Raw genomic sequence first — 22522 nt, forward strand, 5'->3', positions numbered from 1 at the left:
AGGTTTTCCTGACCCTTCCTTGTAAATTTAAGGCTGGATCCGAAGAAATTCGGGTCCAGCCGAATCTGTCTTAGCAAGGACCATTGTTTACGGTCTTTTCTCAGGCGCGGTTCAACGGATCGGGAGGCCGCCATTCGGGACGGTGGCCATGAATAGATCCAACCACGCTGTCTCGTATGGGCAAGATGCTGTGGCCCGGCAGCAGTCTTGACCGGTGAGAACTCGAAAGGTGACATCTGACATGGCTCAAACGTTCCTTGGCCAGAAACGTCTACGTAAATATTATGGCAAAATCCGCGAAGTGCTGGATATGCCGAACCTCATTGAGGTTCAAAAATCGTCTTACGACCTGTTTCTCCGTTCCGGAGATTCCCCAGAGCCGCTCGACGGCGAGGGCATCAAGGGCGTATTCCAGTCGGTTTTCCCGATCAAGGATTTCAACGAAACCTCCGTTCTGGAGTTCGTGAAATACGCGTTTGAGAAACCCAAATACGACGTCGAAGAATGTATGCAGCGCGACATGACCTATTCAGCACCGCTGAAGGTTACTCTGCGTCTGATCGTGTTTGATATCGACGAAGATACTGGCGCCAAGTCGGTCAAGGACATCAAAGAGCAGGACGTCTTCATGGGCGACATGCCTCTGATGACCCCCAATGGCACCTTTGTTGTCAATGGCACCGAACGCGTTATCGTCTCCCAGATGCACCGGTCGCCTGGCGTGTTCTTTGACCACGACAAGGGCAAGACGCATTCCTCTGGTAAGCTGCTGTTTGCCTGCCGCATCATCCCGTATCGCGGCTCCTGGCTGGACTTTGAATTCGACGCCAAAGACATCGTCTTTGCCCGGATCGACCGCCGCCGCAAGCTGCCTGTGACCACCCTGCTTTATGCGCTGGGACTGGACCAGGAAGCCATCATGGATGCCTATTACAACACGGTGAACTACTCGCTCGATCCGAGCCGTGGTTGGGTGACCCCCTTCTTCCCCGATCGTGTCCGTGGCACCCGTCCGACCTATGATCTGGTCGATGCAGCCTCGGGTGAGATTTTTGCCGAAGCCGGTAAAAAGGTCACGCCGCGCGCTGTGAAGAAAATGATCGACGAGGGCGCGATCAAAAATCTTCTGGTTCCGTTTGAGAACATCGTCGGCAAGTTTGTCTCCAAGGATATCATCAACGAAGAAAACGGTGCGATCTACGTTGAGGCCGGTGATGAGCTGACGCTGGAATACGATAAAGGCGGCGATATCATTGGCGGTACCGTCAAGGAGCTGATGGATGCCGGTATCACCGACATTCCTGTTCTGGACATCGACAATGTCAATGTTGGCCCCTACATGCGCAATACCATGGCGGCGGATAAAAACATGGGTCGCGACACCGCGCTCATGGATATCTACCGTGTGATGCGCCCAGGCGAGCCCCCCACCGTCGAAGCGGCCTCTTCGCTGTTTGACACATTGTTCTTTGACAGCGAGCGCTATGACCTCTCGGCTGTTGGCCGTGTCAAAATGAACATGCGTCTGGCGCTGGACGCAGAAGACACCCAGCGGACCCTGCGCAAGGAAGACATCGTTTCCTGCATCAAGGCCCTGGTTGATCTGCGTGACGGCCGTGGCGGCATTGATGACATTGACCACCTTGGCAACCGTCGTGTGCGCTCTGTTGGCGAGCTGATGGAAAACCAGTACCGCGTTGGTCTGTTGCGCATGGAGCGCGCGATCAAGGAGCGGATGTCTTCTGTCGAGATCGACACTGTGATGCCGCAGGATCTGATCAACGCCAAACCCGCCGCGGCTGCGGTACGTGAATTCTTTGGCTCCTCGCAGCTGTCGCAGTTCATGGACCAAACCAACCCGCTGTCGGAAGTCACCCACAAACGCCGTCTCTCGGCGCTTGGGCCTGGCGGTCTGACCCGTGAGCGTGCCGGTTTTGAAGTGCGAGATGTTCACCCGACCCACTATGGCCGGATGTGTCCCATTGAAACGCCGGAAGGCCCGAACATTGGTCTGATCAACTCGCTGGCGACCTTTGCCCGTGTCAACAAATATGGCTTCATCGAGACGCCCTATCGTGTTGTGACCGATGGCAAGGTGACCGACGAAGTTCACTACATGTCGGCAACCGAAGAAATGCGCCACACTGTGGCGCAGGCCAACGCCTCGCTGGATGAAAACGGCAAGTTCACCAATGATCTGGTGTCGACCCGTCAGTCCGGTGACTACACGCTGGCGCCAAGCGAAAGCGTTGATCTGATCGACGTGTCGCCCAAGCAGCTGGTCTCGGTTGCGGCCTCGCTTATTCCGTTCCTGGAAAATGACGATGCGAACAGGGCTCTGATGGGCTCGAACATGCAACGTCAGGCGGTTCCGCTGCTGCGTGCCGAGGCGCCCCTGGTTGGCACCGGTATCGAAGAAGTTGTGGCGCGGGATTCCGGCGCGGCGATCATGGCAAAACGCGGTGGTGTCATCGACCAGGTCGATGCCCAGCGTATCGTTATCCGTGCCACCTCTGATCTCGAATTGGGCGACGCAGGCGTAGACATCTACCGCATGCGCAAGTTCCAGCGTTCGAACCAGAACACCTGCATCAACCAGCGTCCGCTGGTGCGTGTGGGTCAGGAAGTCCGCAAGGGCGAAGTGATTGCCGATGGCCCAAGCACCGATATCGGTGAATTGGCGCTGGGTAAAAACGTCGTCGTGGCCTTCATGCCCTGGAACGGCTACAACTACGAAGACTCCATTCTGATCTCCGAGCGTATTGCCCGCGATGACGTCTTTACCTCGATCCACATCGAGGAATTCGAAGTCGCCGCCCGTGATACCAAGCTGGGCCCAGAAGAGATCACCCGTGACATCCCCAACGTTGGTGAAGAAGCGCTGCGCAACCTCGACGAGGCTGGCATCGTTTACATCGGCGCTGATGTTGAACCCGGTGATATCCTGGTCGGCAAGATCACACCAAAGGGTGAAAGCCCGATGACGCCAGAAGAAAAACTGCTGCGCGCCATCTTTGGTGAAAAGGCCTCGGATGTTCGTGACACCTCGCTGCGGGTGAAGCCCGGTGACTACGGCACAATTGTCGAAGTCCGTGTCTTCAACCGTCACGGCGTCGAAAAAGACGAACGTGCGCTGCAGATCGAACGGGAAGAAGTTGAACGTCTGGCCCGTGACCGCGACGATGAGCTCGCGATCCTGGACCGCAACATCTACGCCCGTCTGCGCAGCATGCTGCTGGGTAAGACCGCCGTCAAAGGCCCCAAAGGTGTTCGCACCGGTGCCGCCGTCGACGAAGATACCCTGTCGCAGCTGAGCCGTGGCCAGTGGTGGATGATTGCCCTCGAAGAGGAAAATGACGCCAAGGTTGTTGAGGCCCTGAACGAGCAGTACGAGGCACAGAAACGTGCCCTGGACGCCCGTTTTGAAGACAAGGTCGAAAAAGTCCGCCGTGGTGACGATCTGCCACCCGGTGTGATGAAGATGGTCAAAGTCTTTATCGCCGTGAAGCGTAAGCTTCAGCCAGGGGATAAAATGGCTGGTCGTCACGGCAACAAAGGTGTGATCTCGAAAGTGGTTCCCATGGAGGACATGCCGTTCCTTCAGGATGGTACCCCGGTCGATTTCTGTCTGAACCCGCTGGGTGTTCCGTCGCGGATGAACGTTGGTCAGATTCTTGAAACGCATATGGGCTGGGCCGCGCGTGGCCTGGGCATCCAGGTGGATGATGCGCTGCAGGAATACCGTCGCTCCGGCGATATGACCCCCGTGCATGATGCGATGAAACATGCCTATGGCGAAGACGTCTATGAAGAAGGTCTGGCGGACATGTCCGAAGACGATCTTCTTGAGGCGGCAGGCAATGTGACCCGCGGTGTGCCAATTGCGACACCTGTCTTTGATGGTGCCAAAGAGGCTGACGTGAACGACGCGCTGACGCGTGCCGGGTTCGACACCTCTGGTCAGTCGATCCTGTATGATGGTCGTACCGGTGAGCAGTTTGCCCGCCCCGTGACCGTCGGCATGAAGTATCTGCTGAAACTGCATCACCTGGTTGACGACAAAATCCACGCCCGTTCCACTGGCCCATACTCGCTGGTTACCCAGCAGCCATTGGGTGGTAAGGCGCAGTTTGGTGGTCAGCGTTTTGGGGAAATGGAAGTCTGGGCTCTGGAAGCCTATGGCGCCGCCTATACCCTGCAGGAAATGCTCACCGTTAAGTCGGATGACGTTGCCGGTCGGACCAAGGTCTATGAATCGATCGTCAAGGGCGAGGACAACTTTGAAGCGGGCGTACCCGAAAGCTTCAACGTTCTGGTCAAAGAAGTCCGTGGCCTCGGCCTGAACATGGAACTCCTGGATGCGGAGGAAGAGGAGTAAGGGCGCTCGCCCTTACTTCCACTCCCCCCTTCCGCACAAATTTGAGGAAACACAAATGAACCAGGAAATCACCAACAACCCGTTCAACCCGCTGACGCCCACCAAGGTCTTTGATGAAATCAAAGTCTCCCTGGCGTCGCCGGAACGGATCCTGTCGTGGTCTTATGGCGAAATCAAAAAGCCAGAGACCATCAACTACCGGACCTTCAAGCCCGAGCGCGACGGCCTGTTCTGTGCCCGTATCTTTGGCCCGATCAAAGATTACGAATGCCTGTGTGGTAAATATAAGCGCATGAAGTATCGCGGCGTTGTCTGCGAGAAATGTGGTGTTGAAGTTACCCTGCAAAAAGTGCGCCGCGAGCGCATGGGCCATATCGAACTGGCCGCCCCAGTTGCGCATATCTGGTTCCTGAAATCGCTGCCATCGCGCATTGGTCTCATGCTGGACATGACCCTGCGCGATCTGGAGCGGGTTCTGTACTTTGAAAACTACGTTGTTATCGAGCCAGGTCTGACCGATCTGACCTATGGCCAGATGATGACCGAAGAAGAGTATATGGACGCTCAGGATGCCTATGGCATGGATGCTTTCACCGCCAATATCGGTGCCGAAGCAATCCGAGAAATGCTGGCGGCCATTGATCTGGATTCCGAGGCCGAGCAGCTGCGCGCCGAACTGGCCGAGGCCACCGGTGAGCTGAAGCCCAAAAAGATCATCAAACGTCTGAAAGTTGTGGAATCCTTCCTGGAATCCGGCAACCGTCCAGAATGGATGATCATGACCGTGATCCCGGTTATCCCGCCAGAGCTGCGCCCACTGGTGCCGCTGGACGGGGGGCGTTTTGCGACCTCTGACCTCAACGATCTGTATCGTCGGGTGATCAACCGGAACAACCGTCTGAAGCGTCTGATCGAACTGCGCGCCCCTGATATCATCGTCCGCAACGAAAAGCGGATGTTGCAGGAATCTGTGGATGCGCTGTTTGACAACGGTCGTCGTGGCCGGGTCATCACCGGTGCCAACAAGCGTCCGCTGAAATCGCTCAGTGACATGCTGAAGGGTAAGCAGGGTCGTTTCCGTCAGAACCTTTTGGGCAAACGCGTCGACTTTTCCGGTCGTTCGGTCATTGTGACCGGCCCCGAGCTGAAGCTGCATCAATGTGGCTTGCCGAAAAAGATGGCGCTCGAACTGTTCAAGCCCTTCATCTATTCGCGTCTCGAGGCCAAAGGTCTGTCCTCGACCGTGAAGCAGGCGAAGAAGCTGGTGGAAAAAGAACGTCCCGAAGTCTGGGATATCTTGGACGAAGTCATTCGCGAACACCCTGTCATGCTGAACCGTGCGCCGACGCTGCACCGTCTTGGTATCCAGGCGTTTGAACCCACGCTGATCGAAGGCAAGGCTATCCAGCTGCACCCGCTGGTCTGCTCGGCCTTCAACGCCGACTTTGACGGTGACCAGATGGCTGTTCACGTGCCGCTGAGCCTTGAGGCCCAGCTGGAAGCACGTGTTCTGATGATGTCGACCAACAACGTTCTGTCGCCTGCAAACGGCGCGCCAATCATCGTTCCGTCGCAGGATATGATCCTGGGTCTCTACTATGTGACCCTGGACCGCGAAGGCATGATTGGTGAAGGCAAGATCTTTGGCAGCATCGAAGAAGTGCAGCATGCGCTGGACGCCGGTGAAGTTCACCTGCACTCCCGCGTAACTGCGCGGGTCACCCAGATTGACGACGAAGGCAACGAAGTGTTTGCGCGCTTTGAAACCACGCCGGGTCGCGTCTTGCTGGGCGCATTGCTGCCCAAGAACGCCAAGGCGCCGTTTGCACTGGTGAACCGTCTTCTGCGGAAGAAGGAAGTTCAGCAGGTCATCGATACGGTCTACCGCTATTGTGGTCAGAAAGAGTCGGTTATCTTCTGTGACCAGATCATGACTATGGGGTTCCGCGAGGCCTTCAAGGCAGGCATTTCGTTCGGCAAGGACGACATGGTTGTTCCTGAAACCAAATGGCCCATCGTCAACGAAACCCGCGGTCTGGTGAAGGATTTTGAACAACAGTACATGGACGGCCTGATCACTCAGGGTGAAAAGTACAACAAAGTTGTTGATGCCTGGTCCAAGTGTAACGACCGCGTCACCGAAGCCATGATGACCACGATTTCGACCTCTAAGCGCCACGAAGACGGCTCGGAAGCGGAACCAAACTCGGTCTATATGATGGCGCACTCCGGTGCCCGTGGTTCGGTGACCCAGATGAAACAGCTGGGTGGGATGCGGGGCCTGATGGCCAAGCCAAACGGCGACATCATCGAGACACCTATCATCTCGAACTTTAAAGAAGGCCTGTCGGTTCTGGAGTACTTCAACTCCACCCACGGTGCCCGTAAAGGTCTGTCGGATACGGCTCTGAAAACAGCGAACTCGGGTTATCTGACCCGTCGTCTGGTTGACGTGGCGCAGGATTGCATTGTGCGCGATCGTGACTGTGGCACCGAAAACTCGATCACGGCTTCTGCTGCGGTCAATGACGGTGAAGTGGTTGCCAGCCTTGGTGAGCGCATCCTGGGTCGTGTCACTGCCGAAGACGTCAAACGTCCCGGCACCGAAGAGATCCTTGCGGCTTCGGGTCAACTGATCGACGAACGTCTGGCCGACACCATCGAAGACGCTGGTGTGCAGACCATGCGCATTCGCTCGCCGCTGACCTGTGAGGCCGAAGAAGGCGTCTGCGCCATGTGCTATGGTCGTGACCTTGCACGCGGTACCATGGTCAACACCGGTGAAGCTGTCGGCATTATCGCCGCGCAGTCGATTGGTGAACCCGGCACCCAGCTGACGATGCGGACATTCCACATCGGCGGCGTTGCCCAGGGTGGTCAGCAGTCCTTCCAGGAAGCCAGCCATGACGGTAAAATCGTCTACGAAAACGAAAACACTCTGAAAAACTCCGACGGAGATACTCTGATTGTTGGTCGTAACATGAAGATGATCATCCAGGACGAACACGGTGAAGAACGTGCCAGCCACAAGCTGAGCTACGGTTCCAAACTCTTCGTCAAGGCTGGTCAGCAGATTGCGCGTGGCGACAAACTGTTCGAATGGGATCCCTATACTCTGCCAATCATCGCCGAAAAATCCGGTACGACAAAATATGTCGACTTGGTTTCGGGTATCGCGGTACGCGATGAAACCGATGAAGCAACAGGTATGACCCAGAAGATCGTGATCGACTGGCGCGCCGCCCCCAAAGGCAGCGAGCTCAAGCCTGAGATCATTCTGGTGGACGCCAACGGCGAGCCTATGCGTCTCGACAATGGCAACCCTGTGACCTACCCGATGTCCGTGGATGCGGTTCTTTCGGTTGAGGATGGCGATGAGATCCAGGCTGGTGACGTTGTTGCGCGTATCCCGCGTGAAGGCGCCAAGACCAAGGACATTACCGGTGGTCTGCCACGGGTTGCGGAACTGTTCGAAGCCCGTCGTCCCAAGGATCACGCAATCATCGCCGAACTCGATGGCTACGTGCGCTTTGGTCGCGACTACAAGAACAAGCGCCGTATCGCCATTGATCCTGCGGATGAGTCGCTGGATGCCGTTGAATACATGGTGCCCAAGGGTAAGCACATTCCTGTTCAGGAAGGTGACTTTGTCCAGAAGGGTGACTACATCATGGACGGTAACCCAGCGCCGCATGACATCCTTGGCATCATGGGTGTCGAAGCCCTGGCGAACTACATGATTGACGAAGTGCAGGACGTGTATCGCCTGCAGGGTGTGAAGATCAACGATAAGCACATCGAAGTCATCGTGCGTCAGATGCTGCAGAAATGGGAGATCTCGGACTCGGGTGAAACCACACTGCTCAAAGGCGAACATGTGGATAAGGCAGAGTTCGTTGCAGCCAATGAAAAAGCGCTGTCGCGCAACAAACGCCCTGCCAAGGGCGCGCCGATCCTGCTTGGGATCACCAAGGCATCGTTGCAGACCCGCTCCTTCATCTCGGCGGCCTCCTTCCAGGAGACCACCCGTGTTCTGACCGAAGCATCGGTTCAGGGTAAGCGGGATAAGCTGGTTGGCCTGAAAGAGAACGTCATCGTTGGCCGCTTGATCCCAGCCGGGACCGGTGGGGCAACCCAGCGCGTTCGGTCGATCGCTCAGGGGCGCGACAATGTGGTTCTTGAGGCCCGTCGCGAAGAAGCCGAAGCCGCCGCCGCACTGGCTGCGCCTGTGGTGGAAAGTGACCTCGCCAGCGAGACCTTCGACAATCTGGTGGATACACCAGAAAGCCGCGATTGATCTTTGACGCCTCACGGCTCTGACTGACAAGTTTGAAACCCCCGCACCCCGGTGCGGGGGTTTCTTTTTGTGCTAGCCAGGCCCATAGGCTATCTAGGCGCTGCAGGGGCACCAAAAGACATTTTTGCTTTGGGCAGGGGAAACGATGACGCAGAGCATGAACATGGTGGGATTGGTGCGCTTTTCGGTGCTGACGCCGACCTATTACTCTGAACGGTTTTCCAACCTGAAACAGACAGCCCGGCATCTGTTCAACCCGGACCGCATGGAGCTGCGCTTTAGCGTCTTTGAAAATCTCTGCCTGCCATCCCTGGTACAACAGACCGATCCAAACTTTGATCTGGTGGTGCTGACCGCCCAGTCAATGCCAGAGCTCTACCTCAACCGGCTGGGTGATCTGTTGGGCCCCCATGCCAATATTCACCTGCGCCCTGTGGGCACGCGCAACCACTACCGGCTGTTGAAGCAGGGGTATGACTCGGTGCCGTCAAATGACGCCAGCCACCGCATTTTGTTTCGGCTGGATGATGATGACGCGGTGGACCTGGATTTTGTCCGCCGCACCCGCCGTTTGGCCACTGGGCTTTTGCCTCTGCAGCCCGCCGACAGCTCCTTTGTGATTGCCCATAACCGTGGTTTCTATTTGCAGGCCACCCCAGAGGGCCCCGAGGTGTTTGATGCAATTGAGCAGGCGCCTTTGTCGGCGGGAACCGCGCTGGTGACCCCGGTGGGGAGCGGCGCCAACCCGTATAAATTCAACCACCGTAAACTGGCGCGGCATTTCAACCTCTATTCGGATATGCAGGTGCCAGCCTATATCCGCACGATCCATGGCGACAACAAATCCGAACCGGCGCAAACGGGACTTACCCGCAGGATGGAACCAGAGGACATCGACGCCAGTCTGCAGGCTCATTTTGGCCAAAGCCTCGCGGCATTAAAGGGGCTTTGAGCCATGACACCCAATCACAAGGGCGCGCTGTTCATGATGGGGGCGATGGCGGCCTTTACCTTTAACGACACATTGGTCAAGGCGGTGGGGGATGAGTTGCCGCTGTCGCAGATCCTGGTTCTGCGCGGCGCCATGGCCTCGCTGTTGATCTATGCTTTTGCCCGCTATCAGGGCAGCCTGCGTTTGCGTCTGAGCCGCCGGGACTGGGGCCTGGTAGGCCTGCGCTGTCTGGCCGAGGGCGGCGCTACCTTCCTGTTCCTGACCGCGCTGATGCGGATGCCAATTGCCAATATCACGGCGGTTTTGCAGATGTTGCCCCTGAGTGTCACCCTGGGCGCGGCCCTGTTGTTCAAAGAGCCTGTGGGCTGGCGGCGCATGATGGCGATCCTGGTTGGCTTTTGCGGCATGTTGATGATCGTAAGGCCGGGGCCAGGCGGGTTTGAACCGGCTTCGGTCTATGCGCTGGGGGCGGTGGCCTGTGTGACCCTGCGGGATCTGTCAACGCGGCGGATGTCTGCAAATGTGCCCTCGATGACGGTGACGGTTCTGGCCTCCTTTTCGGTTCTGGGGTTTGGCATAGGCTATAGCTTTTTTCAGGACTGGGTGCCTGTTTCCACTGGCCAGGTGGGGCTCTTGGCCGGAGCGGCCTGCATCATTCTGTTGGGCTACCTTGGCTCGGTGATGGCGATGCGGGTTGGCGATATCGCTGTGGTCTCGCCCTTTCGCTACACCGGGCTTTTGTGGGCGCTGATCCTGGGCTGGCTGGTGTTTGGCGATTGGCCGGACAGGCTGACCCTGATGGGCGGAGCCCTGGTGGTGGCGGCAGGTCTGTTCACCCTGTACCGTGAACGACAGCAGGCCCAGGGCTAGGGGGAGGAGCCTCGCCGCCGCAGCTCCCCTTGGGCGCAAAGATCCGGCGAACATCATCCTGGCGCAGGGCAAACCGGGCGGCAAAATCAGCCGCCAGGGCGTCATCTATCGGGGTGACGGGAACGGGCCTTACCTTTTTTTGTCGCGAGTCATTGTAGCCATTATGGCTGCGCACAAACATCGGCGCATCGCTGATGGTGATCGTGGGCATGAAGCGCAGGATCTTTTCATGGGCAAAGTTCATGATGGTCAGCGGACAGTTCCCCTGCACATACATCCCCAACGAGGCGACATAATAGGGCCGGTGAATTTCCGTTGCAGAAATCCCGGATGCCCCCAGTTCGGCGACATAGCCGCGATTGAAATCAACGGCCAGGGTTTTGCTTTTGGCAACCAGTCCGGGGCAGTCCTGTAATGTTTGGCGCAGCCGCGCGATAAAATCCACCGAGATCGCATCATCGTCATCATGGCGAAATTGCAGGCAGGCAGCTTTGGGGTCGCGGCGCGCCGCGTTCAGGATCTCTTTCATCACCTGGCGTTGTTTGCGCGGCGGTTCGGCATGGATGGTGATCTGGGGAATGTCAGCACAAAGATCGCGCAGCCGCGCGACATGATGCGCGGGCAGGCTGTCTCCAATCACGATGATCAGCTCAAAATCCTGATCGGTCTGCGCCCGCAGGCAGGGCAGGGCGATGGCCTCCATCAGCTGAAACCGCTCTTCCAGCCGTTCTTTGGCGTACAGAAAGGCAATGCGTTCTTCGATTGAGCCATGTTCCACCTGAAAACCGCCGATGGCGGGGTAGGAAAAACGGCAAAGTCCAATAACCTGCATGTGCGATGTCCTGAAAAGCTGTATTAGGCGGCAATCTGCACAACTATGCATGGCAAAGACAGGCGCGCAAGCGGCGCGCGCGTGGGGCTGGTGCCGCGCCGCAGTTGACAAGCCCCGCGACTCCCCATATACGCGCGCCTATCCGGCAACTCGGGGGTCGCCCCTATAGCCGAAATCTATATTGTTGTGGACCAAGGTTCGGGAACTTTTATCACCCGGGCCCTCTGAAAAACCACCGCGTCGCTTACCTCGGAATGGAAGCGATTGCGGTTTTTGCGCTTGCGGACGCGCCTGCGCATGGAAGACCTAGCCGTATGCTTTTTTAGCGTACATGACCAAAGTTGCGAAACGGGGAAAAAACCGGAATGCCAACGATCCAACAGCTGATCCGCAAGCCGCGTCAGCCTAAAGTAAAGCGCTCTAAGTCGATGCACCTGGAGCAGTGCCCACAAAAACGCGGTGTATGTACTCGTGTATATACCACCACACCTAAGAAGCCGAACTCCGCTATGCGGAAAGTTGCGAAGGTTCGCCTGACCAACGGTTTCGAAGTGATCTCCTACATCCCAGGGGAAAGCCACAACCTTCAGGAACACTCCGTGGTTCTGATCCGCGGCGGTCGTGTAAAAGACCTTCCCGGTGTCCGTTACCACATCCTGCGCGGTGTTCTGGATACCCAAGGCGTCAAAGACCGTAAACAACGTCGTTCGAAGTACGGCGCCAAGCGTCCTAAATAAGAAGGAGAGGCTGATATGTCACGTCGTCACGCCGCTGAAAAACGCGAAGTCCTGCCAGACGCCAAGTTTGGTGACCGCGTTCTGACCAAGTTCATGAACAACCTGATGATCGACGGTAAAAAGTCGGTTGCAGAGAAAATTGTCTACAACGCATTTGACCGCGTCGAAGGCAAGATCAAGCGCGCTCCTGTGGAAGTTTTCCACGAAGCTCTTGATAACATCAAACCTTCGGTTGAAGTTCGCTCCCGCCGTGTGGGTGGTGCAACCTACCAGGTTCCCGTCGAAGTTCGCCCTGAGCGTCGCGAAGCACTGGCCATCCGCTGGTTGATCACTGCAGCACGCAAGCGCAATGAAAACACCATGGAAGAGCGCCTTGCCGGCGAGCTGATGGATGCTGTTCAATCGCGTGGTACTGCTGTTAAAAAGCGCGAAGACACCCACAAGATGGCCGAAGCGAACAAAGCGTTCAGCCACTATCGTTGGTAATTTCCAAAGGACATTAGACCAATGGCACGCGAGTATACACTCAACCATTACCGCAACTTCGGCATCATGGCGCATATCGATGCAGGTAAAACCACCTGTTCCGAGCGCATCCTGTATTACACAGGCAAGTCCCACAACATTGGTGAGGTGCACGACGGTGCAGCCACCATGGACTGGATGGAGCAGGAGCAGGAACGCGGTATTACCATTACTTCGGCGGCGACCACCACATTCTGGGAACGCACCGAAGATGGCGTCACGGCTGACACGCCCAAGCACCGTCTGAACATCATCGACACCCCTGGCCACGTTGACTTCACCATTGAAGTTGAGCGTTCGCTGGCGGTTCTCGATGGTGCTGTCTGTGTTCTGGACGCCAACGCAGGTGTTGAACCTCAGACCGAAACCGTGTGGCGTCAGGCTGACCGCTACAAGGTTCCGCGTATGGTTTTTGTCAACAAAATGGACAAAATCGGCGCGGACTTCTTCAACTGCGTTCGCATGATTGAAGACCGCACCGGCGCGCGCGCTGTGCCCGTTGGTATTCCGATCGGTGCAGAAACCGAGCTGGAAGGTCTGATCGACCTCGTGACCATGGAAGAATGGCTGTGGCAGGGCGAAGATCTGGGTGCGTCCTGGGTCAAGGCTCCGATCCGCGACAGCCTGAAAGACATGGCTGACGAATGGCGCGCCAAGATGATCGAAGCGGCCGTCGAAATGGACGACGACGCGATGGAAAACTACCTGATGGACGGCGCAGAGCCCGACGTCGCGACCCTGCGCAGCCTGCTGCGTAAAGGCACGCTGTCGCTCTCCTTCGTTCCGGTTCTGGGTGGTTCCGCGTTCAAGAACAAAGGTGTTCAGCCGCTGCTCAACGCTGTGATCGACTATCTGCCCAGCCCGCTGGACGTTGTTGATTACATGGGCTTCAAACCCGGCGACGAGACAGAAACCCGTGATATTCCGCGTCGTGCGGATGACAACATGGCGTTCTCGGGCCTGGCGTTCAAAATCATGAACGACCCCTTTGTTGGCTCCTTGACCTTCACCCGGATCTATTCCGGTGTGCTGAACAAGGGCGACACCCTGCTGAACTCGACCAAAGGTCGTAAAGAGCGTGTTGGCCGGATGATGATGATGCACTCGAATGACCGTGAGGAAATCACGGAAGCATTCGCAGGCGACATCATCGCGCTGGCAGGTCTGAAAGACACCACCACAGGTGACACGCTCTGCGCCGTCAACGATCCGGTGGTTCTGGAAACCATGACCTTCCCCGATCCGGTTATCGAGATCGCGGTTGAGCCCAAGACCAAAGCCGACCAGGAGAAAATGTCTCAGGGTCTGGGTCGTCTGGCTGCTGAAGATCCATCCTTCCGTGTGGAGACCGACATCGAGTCCGGTCAGACCATCATGAAGGGCATGGGCGAACTGCACCTGGACATCCTGGTTGACCGTCTCAAGCGGGAATTCAAGGTTGAAGCCAACATTGGTGCGCCTCAGGTTGCCTACCGTGAGACCATCGGTCACGAAGTTGAACATACCTACACCCACAAGAAACAGTCGGGTGGTTCGGGTCAGTTTGGCGAAGTGAAGATGATCATCTCCCCCACCGAACCGGGCGAAGGCTATTCCTTCGAATCCCGCATCGTTGGTGGCTCGGTGCCAAAAGAATACATCCCAGGTGTCGAAAAAGGCATCAACTCGGTGATGGATTCTGGCCCCTTGGCTGGCTTCCCCGTGATCGACTTCAAGGTTGCTCTGATCGACGGTAAGTTCCACGACGTGGACTCCTCGGTTCTGGCCTTTGAAATCGCCGCACGGATGTGTATGCGTGAAGGCATGCGCAAAGCTGGCGCCAAGCTGCTTGAGCCAATCATGAAAGTGGAAGTGATCACGCCGGAAGAATATACCGGTGGTATCATTGGCGATCTGACCTCCCGTCGTGGTCAGGTTTCCGGCCAGGAGGCCCGTGGCAATGCGATTGCGATCGACGCAAACGTGCCGCTGGCAAACATGTTTGGCTACATCAACACCCTTCGTTCGATGAGCTCGGGCCGCGCCCAGTTCACCATGCAGTTCTCGCATTACGACCCCGTACCGCAGAACATCTCGGACGAGATCCAGGCAAAATTCGCGTAAGCGAACAGAAATTGGAAGGTTCGCAGTTTTTGCGGGCCTTCCTCAATAACAAAGGAGGCCATCATGGCTAAGGAAAAGTTTGAACGTAATAAGCCGCACGTCAACATCGGCACCATCGGCCACGTTGACCACGGTAAAACCACTCTGACCGCAGCGATCACCAAATATTTTGGTGACTTCAAAGCCTACGACCAGATCGACGGCGCACCAGAAGAAAAAGCGCGCGGCATCACCATCTCGACCGCACATGTTGAGTATGAAACCGAGACCCGCCACTACGCGCACGTCGACTGCCCCGGCCACGCTGACTATGTGAAAAACATGATCACCGGTGCGGCACAGATGGATGGCGCCATCCTGGTTGTGAACGCGGCTGATGGCCCGATGCCTCAGACCCGCGAGCACATCCTGCTGGGCCGCCAGGTTGGCATCCCTTACATGGTTGTCTTCATGAACAAAGTTGACCAGGTCGACGATGAAGAGCTGCTCGAGCTGGTTGAAATGGAAATCCGTGAGCTGCTGTCCAGCTACGAATATCCTGGCGACGATATTCCTATCATCGCGGGCTCGGCTCTGGCGGCGATGGAAGGCCGTGATCCTGAAATCGGCGAAGAGAAAATCAAAGAGCTGATGAAAGCGGTTGACGAGTATATCCCTACTCCTGCCCGTGCCGTTGACCAGCCCTTCCTGATGCCTGTTGAAGACGTGTTCTCGATCTCTGGTCGTGGGACCGTTGTGACCGGCCGTGTTGAGCGTGGCGTGATCAATGTTGGCGACAGCATTGAAATCGTTGGCCTGAAGGACACTCAGACCACCACCTGTACCGGTGTTGAAATGTTCCGCAAGCTGCTGGATCGCGGTGAAGCAGGCGACAACATCGGCGCCCTGCTGCGCGGTATCGACCGTGAAGCTGTTGAGCGTGGCCAGGTTCTCTGTGCGCCCAAGTCGGTGAACCCACACACCAAATTCGAAGCCGAAGCCTATATCCTGACCAAGGATGAAGGTGGTCGTCACACGCCGTTCTTCGCCAACTACCGTCCTCAGTTCTACTTCCGGACCACAGACGTCACCGGCACCGTTACTCTGCCCGAGGGCACCGAAATGGTTATGCCTGGCGACAACCTGAAGTTCGACGTTGAACTGATCGCCCCCATCGCGATGGAAGCCGGCCTGCGCTTCGCCATCCGCGAAGGCGGCCGCACCGTTGGTGCCGGCGTTGTGTCCAAAATCACCGAGTAAGGTCGAAGCCCAGCTTGCTGGGGTTCTGGCCGGTGGTGACAGGGTATTCGCGCCAAGGCGCGAATGTCCCGAAAACCACACAGGTGAAGTCTACAAAAGGGCGCCCCCAGGGGCGCCCTTTTGCATTGCTACCGCAGCAGGTGGTAGGCACTCGAGTTTGGAGCTTAGGCCTTTGACTAGCAAAGCTGTGTTTTGAATGATTGATCAACTGTGAAAGGGGGAACAGGAGGATGTCTTTTAGACAGTTGTTCCAAAATGCGCTTTTGCCCTTCTACAAAGAAGTTTTCAGAGATTTTTACAGTGCTGAATGGAATGGTCTTAAGGTACCTGTAGATCTCCCAGCGCAAAGTGTTGAGTTGCTCTGAAATATGACTGGATTGGTAGATGAATGCGTGATCGTGAAACCAATCTTGAAACTCTCCAAGGATTAGGTATTCCTGACCGCCTACTAGTTGGATGCCATGTTTTCCCATAATCGTTTTTATCTTGTTAGCATCCACTGCCAATCTGGTGAAATTGTGCTTTCCTATATTTCCAGTGATCTTAAGCGCTTCATGTCGCGGGATTCTAAGACTGACTTCTTTCTGTATCGTGGGAAACCAAGCACTTTTTATGGTGGTTTCTCCATCTAACCAGCTTGCAAGTGCCTGAACAGCCATCTCAAGATCCGCACTGTAGGACGCCAAGGTGGGTGTCTTGGATACCGATTTGAGGTAGAAAAGAAACGAGCCATCCGATCCAGAAACTTGTGGTTTCGCCGGATCCAAGCCAAACGGCATCTGCCGTTCTGTCGCTTTTGATGGCTGTGGAGCGGAAAGAAAGTCAGACAGTCTAATGTTGAATAGTACCGCATGCTCTGCTGTCCGAAATAGAACGTTTGACCACGTTGGTTCCCAATCTTCAGAAAACATCGAGTAGTTGACCATCTCATCAATGAGGTCACATGCCGCAGTTAGTATGATAATCTCTTTGTCGGCGTCGGTTAGTTCGTGCATGGTGCTTCTCTGTATCAGTTGCCTAAAATGTGATCCGCTTCGCTAGTGTCCCCTGTTCGCGCCGATTAACAAACCCCAAACCCACCGTCCGCCCCTTAGGCAACTGTTTCGCGCGCGAAACGTCTTGCCAGGTTGGCGTATCCCGCGTATAGGGCGCTAGTTCCCTGGTGGAACAACAAGGCGGGGTGATTCCCGCCTTTTGGGTTCGATGAGGGTAAGCGGTGGTCGCTGCCCCTCCTCTCAACCTTCACGCCTAGATAAAGGCTGACTAATGCAAAGCCAAAATATCCGTATTCGGCTCAAGGCATTTGACTATCGTGTACTGGACGCCAGCACACAAGAGATCGTCAACACTGCCAAGCGGACCGGCGCGACTGTTCGCGGCCCGATCCCACTGCCAAACAAAATCGAGAAATTCACCGTTCTGCGTGGTCCCCACGTTGACAAGAAATCTCGTGACCAGTTCGAGATCCGTACGCACAAGCGTATGCTCGACATCGTTGATCCGACCCCCCAGACCGTGGACGCGCTGATGAAGCTCGACCTGGCCGCTGGTGTGGACGTCGAGATCAAACTGCAATCTTAAGAACGGAGGGTATAAATAATGCGCTCTGGTATTATTGCAAAAAAAGTCGGCATGACACGTTTGTTCATGGAAGATGGTCAGCAGATCCCTGTGACCGTTCTTCACCTGGACGGGCTGCAGGTTGTGTCTCAGCGTACCGAAGATAAAGACGGCTACACAGCTGTTCAGCTCGGTGCGGGTTCCGCCAAGGTCAAGCGCGTCTCCAAGGCGATGCGTGGTCACTTTGCGGCCTCCAAGGTAGAGCCCAAGCGTAAGCTCGTGGAATTCCGCGTGCCTGCTGATGCTCTCATCGAAGTTGGCGCCGAAATCTCGGCCGAGCACTTCCTGGCTGGTCAAAAAGTTGACGTGACCGGTACATCCATCGGTAAAGGTTTTGCCGGTGCGATGAAGCGCTGGAACTTTGGTGGTCTGCGCGCGACACACGGTGTTTCGATTTCGCACCGTTCGCACGGTTCCACCGGCCAGTGTCAGGATCCCGGTAAGGTTTTCAAAGGCAAGAAGATGGCTGGTCACATGGGCGCTGCCCGCGTAACCACACAGAACCTGGAAGTCGTCAAAACTGACGCCGACCGTGGTCTGGTCTTCATCAAGGGCGCCGTACCTGGTCCAAAGTCTGGCTGGGTCACCGTCAAGGATGCCGTGAAGAAGAAAGCTCCTGAAGGTCTTCCCTTCCCAGCTGGTATCAAAGCCGCTGCGAGCGAAGCCCCTGCGGAAGGTGGTGAAGCATGAAACTTGATGTGATGAATCTCGACGGCAGCAAAGCTGGCGACATCGAGCTGAACGCCGACCTCTTTGGTCTGGAGCCCCGTGCGGATATTCTGCACCGTGTGGTCCGCTGGCAGCGTAACAACGCGCAGGCCGGTACCCACAAGGTAAAGACCCGTTCGGAAGTCAAATACTCGACCAAGAAGATCTATCGCCAAAAAGGCACCGGTGGCGCACGCCACGGCGCGCGCTCGGCACCGATCTTCCGCGGTGGTGGTATCTACAAAGGCCCCGTTGTGCGTTCGCACGGCCACGAGCTGACCAAAAAGTTCCGCAAGCTGGGTCTGCGTCACGCACTCTCTGCCAAGGCGAAAGCCGGTGAACTGGTTGTGATCTCTGACGCTGCTGCCGAAGGCAAAACCGGTGCTCTGGCCAAACAGGTTGCAAACCTCGGCTGGAAGCGCGCGCTGGTCATCGACGGTGCCGAAGTGAACGCAGGCTTCCTGAAAGCCTCGCGCAACATTGAAGGTCTGGATATCCTGCCAACAATGGGTGCGAACGTTTACGACATCCTGAAGCGTGACACCCTGGTTATCACCAAGGCTGGTCTCGAAGCACTGGAGGCTCGTTTGAAATGAACGCTAAAGCAGAACACTACGACGTGATCCGCAAGCCGATCATCACCGAGAAAACCACCATGGCATCCGAAAACGGTGCGGTTGTTTTTGAAGTTGCGATCGGCAGCAACAAACCCCAGATCAAAGAAGCTGTTGAAAGCCTCTTTGGTGTGAAGGTGAAGGCGGTCAACACCACCATCACCAAGGGTAAAGCCAAGCGGTTCCGCGGCCAGATCGGCCGTCGCAAAGACGTGAAAAAAGCCTATGTGACGCTCGAAGAGGGCAACACAATCGACGTGTCCACCGGACTCTGAGATCAGGTTCTTTTGAACTAATAGAGAGGCCCTCGCTGCGAAGCGGGGGCCTTTTTTGTTGAGGCGTTGCGCTATCGAGAGAGCGGCGCCTGACCTAGAGTGGGTGCGAAGGGCCCTCCCGTTCTGCTGGAGGCAAACCTTCGGTTTACCGGGAGGGTCGGGCGCACCCGGCTTGATAGCCGAAGAATGGAAATAGGGCTGCTACGAGCTGGCATTGATTGCAACTTTGAGCTGAATTAGAGGTGTAAGTGGAAGCAAGAATTTGCATATGCCAGATTTAGAGGTGTTTGGTTTGAATAGATTGAATGTGTTTGTAGTCATCGCTTTATGCCTTGTAGTCCAAGGGTGTTCGCAAAGTAGCACCGGCGGCGAAAATTTCTCGGTGAATTTTGGGCAAACCAAAGTGTACTGGAAGGATTTCCTTGAAGTCAGCGAAATGCACCGTGGGGCTGTTCAGGTAGCTCCCGGGGAAAGCATCTATATGTTTGGCGCAGTGACTGCCGCGAGCGTCAAGATGCCTGATGGCGCAGTCGTCACTTCCGAGCAGGGGTGTATTCAGCGAGCGTCAGACTATTCCGGGACCGTACCGGTTCTTGACAGCTCAAAATACTATGACTGTAAGAGACGTCTCGACGCCGCCAAAACTGCCGCAAATCAACGGAGCTTTTCTCAGTTGCTGTCAATGGCTGAGCGGGCGGTGCAGGAAGAGGGAAGCTGTAGCTGGAAAGGCTATGATCGGCAGTTAGATCAAGAAATGCGTGCAATAGGGCGCTTGGCGAGGGCTGATGATCAAAGGATCTTTTTTGCAAAAATGACTTGTAACAACTGATCGGAGCAGTTCAGGTTTCCATAAGGAATAAATGGCGAGGCTTTAGGTGATCAACCTATTGTACAGGAAACCGAAGACTTCCGTTCTTCCCCCCATTGCCAGCCACCCGCAACCCTGCTACATCCGCACGATCCTACTGGCCTCAGATTCGTTCTGGGGCCGTATTCTTTGTGGGATGATTTGAGCTGGGGACCTTCGGGGCCCTAAAGACTGGCCACCTTAGTAGTCATTGTCCCATGGGGGCTCGGCGGACGGGGGGCTTACACATAGCGGGTCCAAAGACAATAACCTAAGGGTCCGCACGCTAAACGGAAGACAGAAAGCATGGCACTTAAGTCGTATAAGCCGACGACGCCGGGCCAGCGTGGGCTGGTTCTGATCGACCGTTCGGAGCTTTGGAAAGGGCGTCCGGTTAAATCTCTCACTGAGGGTTTGACCAAAAAGGGCGGCCGGAACAACACCGGACGGATTACGATGCGCCGCAAAGGTGGCGGGGCAAAACGCCTCTATCGTATCGTCGATTTCAAACGTAACAAATTCGACATCGCGGCAACCGTTGAACGGATCGAATATGACCCGAACCGGACCGCGTTTATCGCTCTGATCAAATACGAAGATGGTGAACAGGCCTATATCCTGGCACCTCAGCGTCTTGGCATTGGCGACAAGGTCATTGCTTCGGCAAAGGCAGACATCAAGCCCGGCAACACAATGCCCTTCTCTGGCATGCCGATTGGTACCATCATTCACAACATCGAAATGAAGCCCGGCAAAGGCGGCCAGATCGCCCGTGCAGCCGGTACCTATGCTCAGTTCGTTGGTCGTGACGGTGGCTACGCTCAGATCCGCCTGTCCTCGGGCGAGCTGCGCATGGTCCGTCAGGAATGCCTGGCCACAGTTGGTGCTGTGTCGAACCCCGACAACTCGAACCAGAACTTTGGTAAAGCGGGCCGCATGCGTCACAAGGGCATCCGCCCTTCGGTACGTGGTGTTGTCATGAACCCAATCGATCACCCACACGGTGGTGGTGAAGGTCGTACCTCTGGTGGTCGTCACCCGGTAACCCCATGGGGCAAACCGACCAAAGGTAAGCGCACCCGTAACAAAAACAAAGCGTCGCAAAAGCTGATTATCCGCTCGCGTCACGCCAAGAAGAAGGGGCGTTAATTTATGTCTCGCTCTGTATGGAAAGGTCCTTTTGTCGACAGCTACGTGCTTAAAAAAGCCGAAGCTGCGCGCGAGTCGGGCCGCAATGATGTCATCAAAATCTGGTCTCGTCGTTCCACCATTCTGCCCCAGTTCGTGGGTCTGACATTTGGTGTGTACAACGGTCAGAAACACATTCCTGTCAACGTCTCGGAAGACATGATTGGTCAGAAGTTTGGTGAGTATTCGCCAACTCGTACCTATTATGGCCACGCCGCTGACAAAAAAGCGAAGCGGAAGTAAGTCATGGGTAAGGTACAAAATCCCCGCCGCGTGGCAGACAACGAAGCAATGGCGAAAACGCGCATGCTCCGCACCTCCCCGCAAAAGCTGAACCTGGTTGCGCAAATGATCCGCGGCAAGAAAGTCGACAAGGCTCTGACCGACCTGACTTTCTCGAACAAGCGCGTGGCGCAGGACGTGAAGAAATGCCTTCAGTCCGCGATTGCCAATGCTGAGAACAACCATAACCTGGACGTTGACGAGCTGATCGTCGCCGAAGCCTGGGTTGGGAAGAACATGACCCTCAAGCGTGGTCGTCCACGGGCGCGTGGTCGTTTCGGCAAGATCTTGAAACCGTTCGCTGAGATCACCATCAAGGTGCGTCAAGTTGAGGAGCAAGCCTAATGGGACATAAAGTCAATCCGGTTGGCATGCGCCTGCAGATCAACCGCACCTGGGACAGCCGCTGGTACGCCGACACCAAAGACTTTGGTGATCTGCTGCTGGAAGACATCAAGCTGCGCGATTTCATCAAGGATGAGTGCAAGCAGGCTGGCATCGCCCGCGTGATCATTGAACGCCCTCACAAGAAATGCCGTGTGACAATCCACACAGCACGTCCTGGCGTGATCATCGGTAAAAAAGGCGCTGACATCGAAGTGCTTCGCAAGAAGCTGGCCTCGATGACTGCCTCGGAACTGCACCTCAACATCGTTGAAGTTCGCAAGCCCGAGCTGGACGCGCAGCTGGTTGGTGAGTCGATTGCTCAGCAGCTGGAACGTCGTGTATCTTTCCGTCGCGCGATGAAGCGTGCCGTACAGTCTGCCATGCGTATGGGCGCCCTGGGTATCCGGGTGAACGTTGCTGGCCGTCTGGGTGGCGCTGAAATCGCCCGTACCGAATGGTACCGCGAAGGTCGTGTGCCGCTGCACACTCTGCGCGCCGACATCGATTACGCTCACAACGAAGCCATGACACCTTACGGTATCATCGGGATCAAAACCTGGATCTTCAAAGGCGAGATCATGGAACACGATCCTCAGGCACGTGACCGTAAAGCACAGGAACTCCAGGACGGCCCTGCACCTCGTGGTGCTGGTGGCGGTCGTCGCTAA

Annotated in this window: 19 protein-coding genes; 17 read left to right on the plus strand and 2 right to left on the minus strand. The window is 56.0% G+C overall.

All coding sequences use genetic code 11. The features are described 5' to 3' along the window. Positions 1-241 precede the first annotated feature (241 nt). From rpoB to ARCT_RS0104450, 4 genes are all read left to right on the plus strand, one after another. The gene (rpoB, locus tag ARCT_RS0104435) at positions 242-4378 is read left to right on the plus strand and encodes a DNA-directed RNA polymerase subunit beta (protein WP_027238986.1); all 4137 of its coding nucleotides are present in this window, start codon (positions 242-244) and stop codon (positions 4376-4378) included. A gap of 55 nt (positions 4379-4433) precedes the next feature. Beyond that, positions 4434-8675, plus strand: a complete 4242-nt coding sequence (gene rpoC / locus ARCT_RS0104440) for a DNA-directed RNA polymerase subunit beta' (RefSeq protein ID WP_027238987.1) — start codon at positions 4434-4436, stop codon at positions 8673-8675. Positions 8676-8820: 145 nt separating this feature from the next. Next, on the plus strand, positions 8821-9627 hold the full coding sequence (locus tag ARCT_RS0104445; RefSeq protein ID WP_027238988.1) for a glycosyltransferase: 807 nt from the start codon (positions 8821-8823) through the stop codon (positions 9625-9627). 3 nt (positions 9628-9630) lie between these two features. Then, the gene (locus ARCT_RS0104450; RefSeq protein ID WP_027238989.1) at positions 9631-10497 is read left to right on the plus strand and encodes a DMT family transporter; all 867 of its coding nucleotides are present in this window, start codon (positions 9631-9633) and stop codon (positions 10495-10497) included. Here ARCT_RS0104450 and ARCT_RS25415 read toward each other — a convergent pair. Further along, entirely contained in the window at positions 10460-11329 is an 870-nt protein-coding gene (locus tag ARCT_RS25415) for a putative rhamnosyl transferase (protein ID WP_240476245.1), read from the minus strand. The two genes, ARCT_RS0104450 and ARCT_RS25415, sit on opposite strands and share 38 nt — an antisense overlap. A gap of 365 nt (positions 11330-11694) precedes the next feature. On the opposite strand from ARCT_RS25415, the gene rpsL reads away from it, so the two are divergent. The 4 genes from rpsL (at position 11695) to tuf (ending at position 15933) form a co-directional block, all read left to right on the plus strand. Continuing rightward, positions 11695-12066, plus strand: coding sequence for a 30S ribosomal protein S12 (rpsL, locus tag ARCT_RS0104460; protein WP_005621086.1), 372 nt, complete (start codon positions 11695-11697; stop codon positions 12064-12066). Between the two features lie 15 nt (positions 12067-12081). Continuing rightward, positions 12082-12552 (plus strand): 30S ribosomal protein S7, encoded by a 471-nt coding sequence (gene rpsG / locus ARCT_RS0104465; protein ID WP_009810699.1) that lies wholly within the window; start codon positions 12082-12084, stop codon positions 12550-12552. Between the two features lie 21 nt (positions 12553-12573). Continuing rightward, positions 12574-14694, plus strand: coding sequence for an elongation factor G (gene fusA / locus ARCT_RS0104470; protein WP_027238990.1), 2121 nt, complete (start codon positions 12574-12576; stop codon positions 14692-14694). A gap of 63 nt (positions 14695-14757) precedes the next feature. Then, on the plus strand, positions 14758-15933 hold the full coding sequence (gene tuf / locus ARCT_RS0104475; RefSeq protein WP_027238991.1) for an elongation factor Tu: 1176 nt from the start codon (positions 14758-14760) through the stop codon (positions 15931-15933). Between the two features lie 176 nt (positions 15934-16109). Here tuf and ARCT_RS0104480 read toward each other — a convergent pair whose 3' ends face one another. Beyond that, positions 16110-16928, minus strand: coding sequence for a hypothetical protein (locus ARCT_RS0104480; protein WP_027238992.1), 819 nt, complete (start codon positions 16926-16928; stop codon positions 16110-16112). A gap of 271 nt (positions 16929-17199) precedes the next feature. Between ARCT_RS0104480 and rpsJ the strand changes: the two genes are divergently transcribed. The 9 genes from rpsJ (at position 17200) to rpsC (ending at position 22522) form a co-directional block, all read left to right on the plus strand. Further along, on the plus strand, positions 17200-17514 hold the full coding sequence (gene rpsJ / locus ARCT_RS0104485) for a 30S ribosomal protein S10 (RefSeq protein ID WP_008207555.1): 315 nt from the start codon (positions 17200-17202) through the stop codon (positions 17512-17514). 18 nt (positions 17515-17532) lie between these two features. Beyond that, positions 17533-18243: a 50S ribosomal protein L3 gene (rplC, locus tag ARCT_RS0104490; protein ID WP_027238993.1), complete on the plus strand. Its 711-nt coding sequence runs from the start codon at positions 17533-17535 to the stop codon at positions 18241-18243. Next, complete coding sequence (gene rplD, locus ARCT_RS0104495; protein WP_027238994.1) at positions 18240-18857, plus strand: 50S ribosomal protein L4; 618 nt, start codon at positions 18240-18242, stop codon at positions 18855-18857. Before rplC ends, rplD begins: the two co-directional genes overlap by 4 nt. Continuing rightward, a complete protein-coding gene (locus ARCT_RS0104500; protein ID WP_027238995.1) occupies positions 18854-19150 on the plus strand; it encodes a 50S ribosomal protein L23 in 297 nt (98 codons plus the stop codon). The genes rplD and ARCT_RS0104500 overlap by 4 nt, the downstream gene beginning before the upstream one ends. Positions 19151-19418: 268 nt before the next feature. Then, on the plus strand, positions 19419-19979 hold the full coding sequence (locus tag ARCT_RS0104505; protein WP_027238996.1) for a hypothetical protein: 561 nt from the start codon (positions 19419-19421) through the stop codon (positions 19977-19979). A gap of 324 nt (positions 19980-20303) precedes the next feature. Continuing rightward, positions 20304-21146, plus strand: coding sequence for a 50S ribosomal protein L2 (rplB, locus tag ARCT_RS0104510; RefSeq protein WP_027238997.1), 843 nt, complete (start codon positions 20304-20306; stop codon positions 21144-21146). A 3-nt stretch (positions 21147-21149) separates the two neighbouring features. After that, a complete protein-coding gene (rpsS, locus tag ARCT_RS0104515; protein ID WP_009810819.1) occupies positions 21150-21428 on the plus strand; it encodes a 30S ribosomal protein S19 in 279 nt (92 codons plus the stop codon). A 3-nt stretch (positions 21429-21431) separates the two neighbouring features. Beyond that, positions 21432-21812 carry a 50S ribosomal protein L22 gene (gene rplV / locus ARCT_RS0104520; protein WP_009810820.1) on the plus strand — a complete coding sequence of 127 codons (381 nt, stop codon included), beginning with the start codon at positions 21432-21434 and terminating at the stop codon, positions 21810-21812. Next, entirely contained in the window at positions 21812-22522 is a 711-nt protein-coding gene (gene rpsC / locus ARCT_RS0104525; RefSeq protein WP_027238999.1) for a 30S ribosomal protein S3, read from the plus strand. Before rplV ends, rpsC begins: the two co-directional genes overlap by 1 nt.

Origin of the sequence: Pseudophaeobacter arcticus DSM 23566, from assembly GCF_000473205.1 — a bacterium.
Taxonomy (GTDB): domain Bacteria; phylum Pseudomonadota; class Alphaproteobacteria; order Rhodobacterales; family Rhodobacteraceae; genus Pseudophaeobacter; species Pseudophaeobacter arcticus.

What these genes read in the sequence shown, in the direction of transcription:
- rplC (WP_027238993.1), top strand. Translation starts at nt 17,533, where the DNA reads ATGCGCTCTGGTATTATTGCAAAAAAAGTCGGCATGACACGTTTGTTC.
- ARCT_RS0104450 (WP_027238989.1), top strand. Translation starts at nt 9,631, where the DNA reads ATGACACCCAATCACAAGGGCGCGCTGTTCATGATGGGGGCGATGGCG.
- rplV (WP_009810820.1), top strand. Translation starts at nt 21,432, where the DNA reads ATGGGTAAGGTACAAAATCCCCGCCGCGTGGCAGACAACGAAGCAATG.
- tuf (WP_027238991.1), top strand. Translation starts at nt 14,758, where the DNA reads ATGGCTAAGGAAAAGTTTGAACGTAATAAGCCGCACGTCAACATCGGC.
- rpsG (WP_009810699.1), top strand. Translation starts at nt 12,082, where the DNA reads ATGTCACGTCGTCACGCCGCTGAAAAACGCGAAGTCCTGCCAGACGCC.
- rpsC (WP_027238999.1), top strand. Translation starts at nt 21,812, where the DNA reads ATGGGACATAAAGTCAATCCGGTTGGCATGCGCCTGCAGATCAACCGC.
- rplD (WP_027238994.1), top strand. Translation starts at nt 18,240, where the DNA reads ATGAAACTTGATGTGATGAATCTCGACGGCAGCAAAGCTGGCGACATC.
- rpsJ (WP_008207555.1), top strand. Translation starts at nt 17,200, where the DNA reads ATGCAAAGCCAAAATATCCGTATTCGGCTCAAGGCATTTGACTATCGT.
- rpoC (WP_027238987.1), top strand. Translation starts at nt 4,434, where the DNA reads ATGAACCAGGAAATCACCAACAACCCGTTCAACCCGCTGACGCCCACC.
- rpsS (WP_009810819.1), top strand. Translation starts at nt 21,150, where the DNA reads ATGTCTCGCTCTGTATGGAAAGGTCCTTTTGTCGACAGCTACGTGCTT.
- rpoB (WP_027238986.1), top strand. Translation starts at nt 242, where the DNA reads ATGGCTCAAACGTTCCTTGGCCAGAAACGTCTACGTAAATATTATGGC.
- fusA (WP_027238990.1), top strand. Translation starts at nt 12,574, where the DNA reads ATGGCACGCGAGTATACACTCAACCATTACCGCAACTTCGGCATCATG.
- ARCT_RS0104505 (WP_027238996.1), top strand. Translation starts at nt 19,419, where the DNA reads ATGCCAGATTTAGAGGTGTTTGGTTTGAATAGATTGAATGTGTTTGTA.
- ARCT_RS0104445 (WP_027238988.1), top strand. Translation starts at nt 8,821, where the DNA reads ATGACGCAGAGCATGAACATGGTGGGATTGGTGCGCTTTTCGGTGCTG.
- ARCT_RS25415 (WP_240476245.1), bottom strand. Translation starts at nt 11,329, where the DNA reads ATGCAGGTTATTGGACTTTGCCGTTTTTCCTACCCCGCCATCGGCGGT.
- rplB (WP_027238997.1), top strand. Translation starts at nt 20,304, where the DNA reads ATGGCACTTAAGTCGTATAAGCCGACGACGCCGGGCCAGCGTGGGCTG.
- ARCT_RS0104500 (WP_027238995.1), top strand. Translation starts at nt 18,854, where the DNA reads ATGAACGCTAAAGCAGAACACTACGACGTGATCCGCAAGCCGATCATC.
- rpsL (WP_005621086.1), top strand. Translation starts at nt 11,695, where the DNA reads ATGCCAACGATCCAACAGCTGATCCGCAAGCCGCGTCAGCCTAAAGTA.
- ARCT_RS0104480 (WP_027238992.1), bottom strand. Translation starts at nt 16,928, where the DNA reads ATGCACGAACTAACCGACGCCGACAAAGAGATTATCATACTAACTGCG.